Origin of the sequence: Sulfurihydrogenibium yellowstonense SS-5, assembly GCF_000173615.1 — a bacterium.
GTDB classification, from domain to species: domain Bacteria; phylum Aquificota; class Aquificia; order Aquificales; family Hydrogenothermaceae; genus Sulfurihydrogenibium; species Sulfurihydrogenibium yellowstonense.
This window is the reverse complement of record NZ_ABZS01000041.1, coordinates 1-10,363: the sequence shown is the minus strand read 5'-3', so window position 1 is coordinate 10,363 and position 10,363 is coordinate 1. Positions and strand designations below refer to the sequence as shown.

Below are 10,363 nucleotides of genomic sequence, written 5' to 3'. Positions count from 1 at the left end.
GAAATTGAATGTCTCGATTGGTGGATGTGCTACAAAAATCTTGATAAATAAACCCTTTCAACACGGCTATGTGCACGTAAGCATGTAGCCGTGCTTTTATATGCTAAATTTTTCTCACGTTGATTTTCAATAACTTATTTGCCAATCTAATTAATGGAAGTGATGTAAAAATTTTTGTAAAATTCACCTTTTTGTCTTCCTGAGGACGCAAGTCCGAAAAATTTCTTTTTTTGATTTAAAAGAAAATCAGGAAATTTCTCGCCGGCTGCAGAATGACGATGTGGATTTTTACAAGCAGTCTTTAGGCTTAAAGTTGACTGGGTCGGCTGAGAGTAAATAATTAGCTTATCCACCGCTCACAGGTGGGATGATTGCAATTATGTCGTTATCTTGTAAATTATAATCCATAGTCTCATAACTTTCATTTACAGCAAACATAGACCTTTTTAAAATATCTTCAATATGTGGATATTTATTGACTAACACATCAACCAAATCTTTTAGTGTTTTTCCTTCAAATTCTATTTCTTCTTCGTTTTTTCCAACTTTATCTTTTACTTGTGAAAAATACAAAACCTTAACCTTCATACTTAACTTCCCATTCTGTGATGAGATGAGACCCTCTCATAAAATGTGCTCTAAGTTTAAGTTTTACAACTTCTTCTAAGGATTTAAATCCTTCACCACCTACCAATGTAGGAGTATCTGTTCCACCTACTATAAAAGGCATATGAATGATTCTTATTTCATCTACCAAACCATTTTTTATTAGGTTCCAATTTAAAGTAGACCCACCTTCTACCATTAAATTACGGATCCCTCTATTATATAAAATATCCATCATTTTGATTAAATCTACTTCTTCTTTTCCTGCTATGATTACTTCAACTTTTTCAGACAACATTTTTAATCTTTCTTTCGGTGCTTTTTCTGTTGTTACAATGATAGTTGGAGAATCTTTTTTGAGAATGTTTGCATCCGGCGGGATATATGCAGTTGATGTTGGTATTATTCTTGTTGGATTTTTTCCTGATACATACCTTACTGTGAGATATGGATTGTCTGTTCTGATAGTTTCTGCTCCTACCATTATGCCGTCAACTTTTGCCCGTGTTTCGTGAAGGTATCGATTAGCTTCTTCATCCATAAATTTCATGATTTCTTTTGAAGAAACACCTTTACTAAGTGTTAGCTTACCGTCTACCGTAACTTCAGATACAATTATTACATAAGGTCTTTTCATGATTTCCTCTTAGTCGTAATCTTTGTTATACTTGATGTACAAGTATACTATTCTTTGTAATAAAGAAAGGGTAGTCAATGCTGTTATTACTACAAATCCAAACTCAAGACCACCAAAGATTTTAAAATGTTCAAATATAGAAAAAACTATTATTGTAAGCAGTGTCTCCGGTCTTCCAAAAAATCCTACGCCTTCTAATGGGTCATCTATCTTTCCTTTAGTTCTGCTAGAAAAGCCGATTTCTGCGTATGCAACGGGTTTTATGAATGTGTGGAGCATATTTGCTGTTATTGCTATTGCTGTTAAATATGGTGTTGAGTATGTAATGCCAATAAAAAATAATAAAAATCCATCTACAAATTTGTCAGCAAGCCAGTCAAACACTGCACCAAACTTAGATGCTTTTTCTCTTTCTCTTGCAACGACACCATCCAAAAGGTCAAAAAATCCGCTTATAAATAGTAGCATTGCACCAAGAAGTGGCTTTTCTTTAAAGAAAGAAATTGCGGCAAAAACTCCGAAGATAACAGATATTATGGTTATAATGTTTGGTGTGATTTTGGTCCTCCTTGCAAGGAGGACCCCAACCGGTTCATATACTTTTTTTAACTGCTTTCTTTTTGATGTTAAGTTCATTTCTTAAATCCTGTTAATTTTTATAAACCTCTTCCGCCAAGCCAAGGCATCATTTTTCTTAACTCTTTTCCTACTTTTTCTACCGGATGCTCTTCATCTTTTTTGACAAGTGCGTTAAAGTGTGGTCTGTTAGCTACGTTTTCTAAAATCCATTCCTTAGCAAATTCACCTTCTTGAATTTCTTCAAGTATTTTCTTATAAATAGGTTTTACAGCTTCGTAAACTCTCTTTCCTCTTGTAACGTCACCGTATCTTGCTGTATCAGAAATAGAGTATCTCATTCCTGAGATTCCATATTGATATATTAAATCAACAATAAGTTTTAATTCATGTAAACATTCAAAATATGCAACCTCCGGCTGATATCCAGCCTCTATTAATGTTTCAAATCCAGCCTTTATTAAAGCTGTAGCTCCACCGCATAAAACTGCCTGTTCTCCGAACAAGTCTGTTTCTGTTTCTTCTTTAAATGTTGTTTCAATCAATCCTGCTCTTGTTGCTCCAATTCCTTTCGCATAAGCCATTGCTATTTCTCTTGCTTTTCCTGTAAAGTCTTGATAAACTGCAAACAATCCAGGAACACCTTTTCCTTCTTCGTACATCCATCTTACTAAATGACCCGGTCCTTTTGGTGCAACTAAAAATACATCTACATAAGGCGGAGGAACTATTTGTCCAAAGTGTATGTTAAATCCATGTGCAAATGCAAGTGCATTACCCTCGTCAAGGTTTGGTAAGATAGCCGATTGATATAATGTTGGTTGAACCGTATCCGGTGTAAGAATCATTATTACATCTGCTTTTTTTGCAGCCTCATCCGGTGAGTAAACTTCAAATCCTTCTGCTTTTGCCTTTTCAATCGACCTGCTACCAGCCAATAGACCGATTATAACTTTTATTCCGCTATCTCTTAGATTCAACGCATGAGCATGCCCTTGACTACCGTATCCAATGATTGCAACCGTTTTATCTTTTAGATAGTCTAAAGATGCATCTTCATCGTAATAAATATTTGCCATTTCTTCCTCCTATAAATTTTTTCTGTATATTATACGTTATTATTTAAGTTGAGTGAGAAATTTAATAAAAGTATAAGATTCTTCGCCGGCTGCAGAATGACATCCAAGGTTATCCTTCCTTTAATGCTTATCATTCAACCTTTCCCCATCATCCTGAGGACTTTAGTCCGAAGGATCACTTTTTTAGTTTTATAAAAAACCGCTAATTTCTCACCCAAGGTATATTATACGTTATTCTAATACTAACGATTCAACTTTTTTATTTTCTAATAAGCTTTTAAAGAGCTTTTCAGCTCCTTCTTCGGGCAAGACCACGATATTTAAGTTTAAAGATGCATTTCCTAAGTCTAAATCACTTTTTCCGTTTTTTACTACAGAAACATACCTTGTTAAGCTATCACCTCTTAGAGATGTAATTTTAACTTTATCATAATTTACAGGTTTATCCAATTTTACTTTAACAGAAACCTGCTGCTGTTTTAGATTTTTTAATCTAAAGAATTCTGAATTAGACAAAGTTTTAAGTCTATCGTATATATCTTCTGCATAATTGACAGTTATACATTGAGAAGAGTAAAGACTGTTTACTTTATATGTTTTGAAACATATGTTGTAAGCTTTTCCTTCCCAGCTTATAGATGGGTAGATTGTAAAAAGATAATCTTTCCCTTTTTGTACAGCTTCAGAAGATTCTAAGTTTTGAGATAAGAATTGTGTAAAAACCTCACCATAGCCTTCTGGTAAATTTTCTACGCTTGTTTTAGCTATACCTATCTCTTGAGCAAAAGAAATAGTGGCTAAGCTTAAAACTAAAAAAATATTAAAAGCTTTCATTTACTCTTTATCTCCCTTTTCCATCTTTATGTTAGCAGACTCTCTAACCATGGCAAGCGTTCCGGTTCTTGCCATTTCTTTAACGCCAAAAGGTTTAATAAGATTAATAAAAGCTTCTATCTTCTCATTATCTCCTGTAATTTCTACTGTGTAGCTATCTGTTGATACATCTACAACTTTTGCTCTAAAAATTGAGACAAGCCTCATTATTTCATCTCTCGTTCTGTCGTCAGCAGTGTATATCTTTATCAGTGCAAGCTCTCTTTCTATGTGCGGTAAATCTGTAATATCTTTTACTTTTAGCGTTTCTATCAGCCTTCTAAGTTGTTTTATGATCTGTTCTATTACTCTTTCATCACCTTCTACTACTATTGTAATTCTTGCAATGTCTGGCTCATGGGTTCTGCCTACAGTTAAGCTTTCTATATTATAGCCTCTGCCGGCAAAAAGTCCGGTTATCCTTGCTAAAACGCCAAAGTTATGCTGAACTTTTACGGTGATGATATGTTTTCTTATTACTTTTTCTGGCTCTGGTCTAACTTTTAAAACTTTAATATCGCTCATTTTTTACCCCACTAAGTACATAGTTTCTGCTTCGCCTTTTTGCTTAGGTGTCAATATCATTTCTCTGTAGCTTTTTCCTGCTGGCACCATTGGTAAAACATTCTCTTCCCTATCAACCACAAAATCCATTAAAACAGGTCTATCGTTTATTTCCATAGCTTTTAATAATACTTCCCTTACTTCTGATGGTTTTGTTGCTCTAAGACCTACAGCACCAAAGCTTTCTGCCAATTTTACAAAATCTGGCTGAACAGACAAACATACGCTTGCATACCTGCTATCGTAGAAAAATTGTTGCCACTGTCTTACCATTCCAAGAAATCCATTGTTTATTATGGCTATTTTTACCGGAACTCTATACTGAACAGCTGTTGCTAAGTCTTGGACGTTCATTATGAATGAGCCATCGCCTTCTATGGCAAATACTGTTTTATCCGGTCTTCCTATTTTAGCTCCAACAGCAGCCGGAAAACCAAACCCCATTGTTCCAAGACCGCCAGAGTTTAAAAATTGTCTTGGATATTTATATTTATAAAACATTGCAGCCCACATTTGATGCTGTCCTACGCCGGCAGAGATTATAGCCTCTCCATTAGTTATATTGTATATCTCTTCTATTACCGCCTGAGGCTTAATTATTTTATCAGACTTTCTGTAATTTAATGGATGCTTTTCTTTCCATTCGTTAATCTGTTTAAGCCATTGCTCTCTTGCTGCGATCCATTCAACGGGTTTTTCTTCTAACTCTTTAATAAGCTTTCTTAAAACATTCTTAACATCACCAACGATTGGAACGTCAACTGTTATGGTTTTACTAATAGATGCCGGGTCTATATCAATATGGATGATTTTAGCCTCCGGTGCAAATTCATTTATCTTTCCTGTAACTCTGTCGTCAAATCTTGCTCCTACAGCTATAAGTAAATCGCTATGATAAACAGCCATGTTTGCGTAATATGTTCCATGCATTCCAAGCATGTGTAATGAAAGAGGGTCAGTTTCCGGAAATGCTCCTTTGCCCATATTTGTTGTAGTAACCGGTATTTGGGCTAAGTGTGCCAATTTATAGATTTCTTCTGCAGCATCTGAAAGAATGGCGCCACCACCAACGTATAACACCGGTCTTGTTGCTTTTCTAATCAGTTCTGCAGCTTTTTTTATCTGAACCGGGTTTCCTTCTGTATGTGGGTTGTATCCGGGTAAAGATTCTCTAACTTCTTCGTCTGTTGGCATTTTGTAAGTTGTTTTTTGCTGAGTTATGTCTTTTGGGATATCAACTAAAACAGGTCCGGGTCTTCCGGTTCTTGCTATATAAAATGCCTGTCTTAAAATAAGGGGTAAATCTTTTATATCAGTTACTAAGAAGTTATGCTTTGTGATTGGTCTTGTGATGCCTATAACGTCTGCTTCTTGAAATGCATCAGTTCCTATATAGTGTCTTGGAACCTGGCCTGTTATTGCAACAAGCGGAATTGAATCCATGTATGCAGTAGCCAATCCTGTAACAAGGTTTGTGGCTCCCGGTCCTGACGTGGCTATAACTACTCCTACTTTTCCTGTTGCTCTTGCATATCCATCAGCCATATGGCATGCAGCCTGCTCATGTCTTGTCAGTACGTTTCTAAATGGAGCATCAAATAGTGCATCGTAAACTTCCATTATTGCTCCACCGGGTAAACCAAAAACAGTATCAACACCTTCTTTTATTAAAACATCAACTACTATATCTGCTCCTCTTTTTTCTTTAGTCATGACAGAAACTCCTTTTTAAATAAAAATCTTCTTTGAATGAATAAATATTATAAAGCTTTTTAAATAATTATTATGATTTTTATTATTCTCTCTATCTTTCCAATACGCTTATACTCTCAATATGATAGGTTTGGGGGAACATGTCTATTAATTTAACTTTTTTTAACCTAAATCCATTTTCTAAAAACTGTCTCAAGTCTCTTGATAAAGTTGACGGGTCGCAGGAAACGTAAATAATTTTTCTAACTGTTTGGATTTGTGAAATTTCGTTTACTATTTTTCTGTTTAAGCCGCTACGGGGCGGGTCAAAAATTACTGCTTCTGGCAGAAAGTCTTTTGCATACTTTAAGCCTTTTTCTGTTTGAGCTTTTAAAAATTTAACATTTTTTAATTTGTTATGTTTTATGTTTGCCTTTGCATCTTTTACAGCTTCTTCGTTGCTTTCTATTCCAAGAGCTTCTTTTACATACTTTGATGCTGGTATTGTTAAAGTTCCAACTCCACAGTAAAAATCTACCATTTTTTTAAAACCTTCGTCTTTAATTTCACTTACTACTTCGTCAATCAGATTTTTTATCTGATATACATTTACCTGAAAAAAGCTGTCCATACTTACTCTAAATTTATGATCTCCAACGTTTTCAAAGACTACATCCTCACCAAGTAAGGAATATCTTTTATGTTTGGCATAAAAACCTATTCCTTTGATTTTTCCATCAATCTCTTCTCTAAAGATATTCATATCGTAGACGATGTTTGAAAACTGACTTTCATCTAAAAATTCAAATCTAATCAGCTTTTCTTCTTTTGTGTTTGAGAAAATATGAATGTTAGAAGGCATTATTGCATACTTTATGAGAAATTTTTTTAATGGGTTTAGTAGTTTTTCTATATCTTCTTTTAACAAAAGACAGTAATCTACATTAACTAAATCGTTTGAATCTTTTTTGTAAAAGCCAAGATTTTTTCCGTCAAATTTTAATTGGGCTTTATTTCTGTATCTAAAAGGCTCTTTTGATGGAATTATTTTTTCTATTTCTGTTTCAATCTTTCCAATTCTTAGAAGCTGGTCTTTTAAAATTTCTTTTTTCAATAAAAGCTGGTTTTCGTAAGTCGTGTGCTGAAAATCACATCCGCCGCATGCTGTAAAGTATTCACATGCTGGATTTACTCTATACTCAGATGGTTTTAATACATCAACCAATCTTCCAAGCTTGTAATCTTTTTTATCTTCTACTACTTCTATTTCAACTTCTTCACCCGGCAAAGTGTAAGGAACAAAATAAACTGTATTGTTTTCTTTAGCTAATCCGTATCCACCGTAAACAACTTTTTCTATTTTTAATTTCATTCTTTTATCTCCAATTTTTGGCTTTTATTTCCTGCTTTATCTACGGCTTCAACATAATAAACATCTCCAGGTTTATAATCATTATCAATAAAGTAGTATGTTTTGATAGGAGTATTGTTGATTATTTTAGAATTTTTGTAAAAGATATATCCTACAACATCCTTAGATTTACTTGGTTCAAATATTATTATAGCCTCATTTTTATCCACAATCAACTTACCATTTTCCGGCGGAAGTGGCGGGAAAATATCTTTAAATGTTTTGCAAACTGTGTCTGATTTTTCTGATTCTACATCATCAATCAAAGCCGTATAGTAATAGCAGTATCTTTTATCAAGCTCAACGTTTGTATCTATAAATTCTTTTTCTTTTACTACTTTTTTGTAAGGTATTGGATAAAAGTCAGATTCATCTTTTACTTTGTAAATGTTAAAGGTTCCATTTTCTGGGATAGTTAATTTTAGTCCATCTTCAACAATGGATATTGATAATGGTTTTGGCTTTTCTATGTTTATAGCTTTTCCAACTATACAAACAGGTTTTGACAATGTGCTTTCTTTATGTTTTGTTTTTACCTGGATTTGATAACAGGTTTCTTTACTTTCTACACTGTCAAAAAACCAATATGTAGTATCTTCTTTAAAAAGGTTTGTGTCAAATTTCTTTGAATTTTTATAAATGATAAATTTAAAATCCTCCTTCATTGGTCTGTCATCGGTATAAAGTGGGCTATAGTTAAAGTAGATTAAAAATTTTCCATCATACTGTTTTATAGTTAAGTCTTCTACCGGCTTAGGTGTGATTGATGGAGGTGGTTTTGGATTTCCTTTAACACCACAGGAAAAGGTTGTAAGTAGAAGGATAAATAAAAAGATTTTTAACGTACTTTGTAAGAAGTTTAAATAAAAATTAGATTTTTCGTAAACTTTAGGCTGGAAATTTCTTGCTTTTTTGCCAAACTGTAGCCTATAAAAAACTTCCTCCTTTAATGTTTTTTGAAAAATCGGAAATGTGAAAAATGGGATTTTTCGCTCATGGATAGAATGATTAAATCTGTTATGATAGTATTCTAAAATTTTTGTAGGCTTGTTTTTTCTCGTCATCCTGAAGACTTTAGTCTGAAAGACCTTCTCTTTTAAAGGGTGAAATGCGAGAATTAAATTTATGAGATTTTTCACCGGCTGCAGAGCGACAGGTAAAGTAGCATCTTTAATAAAATTCTTATACTTAAATCCCATTTTCAAGAATAAACTCTCTTAGTTTTAATAAATTTTCTACAATATTGGGAAATTCTTTTAGCGGTATTTGGTTTGGTCCATCTGACAAGGCTTTGTCTGGGTCTGGATGGGTTTCAAAGAATAATCCATCAACGCCAACAGAGATGGCAGCTTTTGCCAATGGATATGCAAACTCTCTTTGACCGCCCGATACCTTCCCAAGTCCTCCTGGAAGTTGTACGCTATGGGTTGCATCATAAATGACAGGTGCATACTGTCTCATGATTGGCAAGCTTCTGAAATCTACAACAAGATTATTATATCCAAAGGTTGTTCCTCTTTCTGTTAGGTAAATCTTTGTTGCTCCGCCAAATTTAAGCTTTTCAACAATGTTTTTAGTATCCCAAGGTGCTAAAAACTGTCCTTTTTTTACATTTATCTCTCTGCCTGTTTCTGCCGCCGCAAGCAATAAATCTGTCTGTCTGCACAAAAATGCAGGAATTTGTAAAATATCTACCACTTCCGCCACAGGTTTTGCTTGATAGCTTTCATGAATATCAGTCAGCACTGGAAGGTTAAAAGTATCTTTTACATCTTTTAAAACAGCTAAACCATACTCTAAACCTTTGCCCCTAAAAGAATCTATACTGCTTCTGTTTGCTTTATCAAAAGAAGATTTAAACACAAATCTAACATTTTTATGTTTTTCTTGAAGGGATTTTAAAACCTGGGCAACTTCAAAGCATATCTCTTTACTTTCTATTACACATGGACCTGCTATTATTGTAAACATTATAAGCTCCAATTATTGCAAAATTTAATGATAGATATTATAATATATATCTCTCAATGGAGGATGTAGCTCAGTCGGCAGAGCACAAGGTTGTGGCCCTTGGGGTCGCGGGTTCAAGTCCCGTCATCCTCCCTTACTTTAAGGAAGCCAACAAATGGATAGCATAGGCAAATCTCTAATTTTTATAGGATTTTTTATAATCTTAATAGGTATTCTTCTATTATTCATAGAAAAACTACCACTTGGCTTAGGTAAATTACCCGGAGATATCTTAATCAAAAGAGATAACTTTACCTTTTATTTTCCATTAACGACTTCTATAATTTTAAGTATTTTGCTAACGCTAATTTTAACTCTCATCTCCAAGTTATCAAAATGAAACTTTCAGATTTTGATTACCATCTTCCAAAAGAGCTTATAGCAAAATATCCGGCCCAGCCAAGGGACTCTTGCAGGCTTATGGTTTTAGACAGAAAAGATAAAACCATAGAACATAGAATATTTAGAGATGTTATTGATTACTTAAAGCCGGGAGATACCTTAGTTTTAAACAACACAAAGGTTATTCCTGCGAGATTGATTGGTAAAAAAGAAAAAACAAACGCAAACATTGAGGTTTTTTTACTTAGACCTATTGAAGATAACATTTGGGAAGCTTTGATAAAAAACGTAAGAAGGCTAAAAAAGAATCAAAAAATAATAATATCAGACGATTTTTACGTTGAATTTTTAAGTAAAGATGATGAAAAAGCAATTGTAAAAATACATAGTAAAGATATTAAATCTGATTTAGAAAAGTATGGACATATACCACTTCCACCCTATATAGAAAGGGAAGATGAAGAGAAAGATAAAGATTATTATCAAACAGTGTTTGCAGAAAAAGAGGGCTCAGTAGCATCTCCAACAGCCGGACTTCATTTTACAAAAGAGTTATTAGAAAAATAAAGAAAA

Annotated in this window: 12 protein-coding genes and 1 tRNA gene; 3 read left to right on the top strand and 10 right to left on the bottom strand. The window is 33.8% G+C overall.

The features are described 5' to 3' along the window. Window positions 1-345: 345 nt before the first annotated feature. From moaD to kdsA, 10 genes are all read right to left on the bottom strand, one after another. Window positions 346-588: a molybdopterin converting factor subunit 1 gene (gene moaD / locus SULYE_RS02685; RefSeq protein ID WP_007546244.1), complete on the bottom strand. Its 243-nt coding sequence runs from the start codon at window positions 586-588 to the stop codon at window positions 346-348. Beyond that, entirely contained in the window at window positions 578-1,243 is a 666-nt protein-coding gene (locus SULYE_RS02680; RefSeq protein ID WP_007546242.1) for a 2,5-diamino-6-(ribosylamino)-4(3H)-pyrimidinone 5'-phosphate reductase, read from the bottom strand. Before SULYE_RS02680 ends, moaD begins: the two co-directional genes overlap by 11 nt. Before the next feature lie 9 nt (window positions 1,244-1,252). Next, a complete protein-coding gene (locus SULYE_RS02675; protein WP_007546240.1) occupies window positions 1,253-1,879 on the bottom strand; it encodes a CDP-alcohol phosphatidyltransferase family protein in 627 nt (208 codons plus the stop codon). Between the two features lie 20 nt (window positions 1,880-1,899). Further along, window positions 1,900-2,898, bottom strand: a complete 999-nt coding sequence (gene ilvC, locus SULYE_RS02670; protein WP_007546238.1) for a ketol-acid reductoisomerase — start codon at window positions 2,896-2,898, stop codon at window positions 1,900-1,902. 231 nt (window positions 2,899-3,129) lie between these two features. After that, on the bottom strand, window positions 3,130-3,732 hold the full coding sequence (locus tag SULYE_RS02665) for a hypothetical protein (protein ID WP_007546236.1): 603 nt from the start codon (window positions 3,730-3,732) through the stop codon (window positions 3,130-3,132). Continuing rightward, window positions 3,733-4,296 (bottom strand): acetolactate synthase small subunit, encoded by a 564-nt coding sequence (ilvN, locus tag SULYE_RS02660; protein WP_007546234.1) that lies wholly within the window; start codon window positions 4,294-4,296, stop codon window positions 3,733-3,735. It lies immediately after the preceding gene. A 3-nt stretch (window positions 4,297-4,299) separates the two neighbouring features. Then, window positions 4,300-6,048 carry a biosynthetic-type acetolactate synthase large subunit gene (gene ilvB / locus SULYE_RS02655; RefSeq protein ID WP_007546233.1) on the bottom strand — a complete coding sequence of 583 codons (1,749 nt, stop codon included), beginning with the start codon at window positions 6,046-6,048 and terminating at the stop codon, window positions 4,300-4,302. Window positions 6,049-6,139: 91 nt separating this feature from the next. Continuing rightward, window positions 6,140-7,399, bottom strand: a complete 1,260-nt coding sequence (locus SULYE_RS02650; protein ID WP_007546231.1) for a class I SAM-dependent RNA methyltransferase — start codon at window positions 7,397-7,399, stop codon at window positions 6,140-6,142. Further along, on the bottom strand, window positions 7,396-8,502 hold the full coding sequence (locus SULYE_RS02645) for a fibronectin type III domain-containing protein (RefSeq protein WP_007546230.1): 1,107 nt from the start codon (window positions 8,500-8,502) through the stop codon (window positions 7,396-7,398). The genes SULYE_RS02650 and SULYE_RS02645 overlap by 4 nt, the downstream gene beginning before the upstream one ends. A 124-nt stretch (window positions 8,503-8,626) precedes the next feature. Further along, on the bottom strand, window positions 8,627-9,409 hold the full coding sequence (gene kdsA / locus SULYE_RS02640) for a 3-deoxy-8-phosphooctulonate synthase (RefSeq protein WP_007546229.1): 783 nt from the start codon (window positions 9,407-9,409) through the stop codon (window positions 8,627-8,629). 59 nt (window positions 9,410-9,468) lie between these two features. Between kdsA and SULYE_RS02635 the strand changes: the two genes are divergently transcribed. The 3 genes from SULYE_RS02635 (at window position 9,469) to SULYE_RS02625 (ending at window position 10,357) form a co-directional block, all read left to right on the top strand. Then, window positions 9,469-9,541: transfer RNA gene (locus SULYE_RS02635), tRNA-His, on the top strand. A 22-nt stretch (window positions 9,542-9,563) separates the two neighbouring features. Continuing rightward, on the top strand, window positions 9,564-9,788 hold the full coding sequence (locus SULYE_RS02630; RefSeq protein ID WP_007546228.1) for a DUF2905 domain-containing protein: 225 nt from the start codon (window positions 9,564-9,566) through the stop codon (window positions 9,786-9,788). Next, window positions 9,785-10,357 (top strand): S-adenosylmethionine:tRNA ribosyltransferase-isomerase, encoded by a 573-nt coding sequence (locus SULYE_RS02625; RefSeq protein ID WP_007546227.1) that lies wholly within the window; start codon window positions 9,785-9,787, stop codon window positions 10,355-10,357. The genes SULYE_RS02630 and SULYE_RS02625 overlap by 4 nt, the downstream gene beginning before the upstream one ends. The last annotated feature ends 6 nt before the right edge of the window (window positions 10,358-10,363 follow it).

Bases quoted from the DNA above. Each gene is read 5' to 3' on its own strand.
- moaD (WP_007546244.1), bottom strand. From the start codon at position 588: ATGAAGGTTAAGGTTTTGTATTTTTCACAAGTAAAAGATAAAGTTGGA.
- SULYE_RS02680 (WP_007546242.1), bottom strand. From the start codon at position 1,243: ATGAAAAGACCTTATGTAATAATTGTATCTGAAGTTACGGTAGACGGT.
- SULYE_RS02675 (WP_007546240.1), bottom strand. From the start codon at position 1,879: ATGAACTTAACATCAAAAAGAAAGCAGTTAAAAAAAGTATATGAACCG.
- ilvC (WP_007546238.1), bottom strand. From the start codon at position 2,898: ATGGCAAATATTTATTACGATGAAGATGCATCTTTAGACTATCTAAAA.
- SULYE_RS02665 (WP_007546236.1), bottom strand. From the start codon at position 3,732: ATGAAAGCTTTTAATATTTTTTTAGTTTTAAGCTTAGCCACTATTTCT.
- ilvN (WP_007546234.1), bottom strand. From the start codon at position 4,296: ATGAGCGATATTAAAGTTTTAAAAGTTAGACCAGAGCCAGAAAAAGTA.
- ilvB (WP_007546233.1), bottom strand. From the start codon at position 6,048: ATGACTAAAGAAAAAAGAGGAGCAGATATAGTAGTTGATGTTTTAATA.
- SULYE_RS02650 (WP_007546231.1), bottom strand. From the start codon at position 7,399: ATGAAATTAAAAATAGAAAAAGTTGTTTACGGTGGATACGGATTAGCT.
- SULYE_RS02645 (WP_007546230.1), bottom strand. From the start codon at position 8,502: ATGACGAGAAAAAACAAGCCTACAAAAATTTTAGAATACTATCATAAC.
- kdsA (WP_007546229.1), bottom strand. From the start codon at position 9,409: ATGTTTACAATAATAGCAGGTCCATGTGTAATAGAAAGTAAAGAGATA.
- SULYE_RS02630 (WP_007546228.1), top strand. From the start codon at position 9,564: ATGGATAGCATAGGCAAATCTCTAATTTTTATAGGATTTTTTATAATC.
- SULYE_RS02625 (WP_007546227.1), top strand. From the start codon at position 9,785: ATGAAACTTTCAGATTTTGATTACCATCTTCCAAAAGAGCTTATAGCA.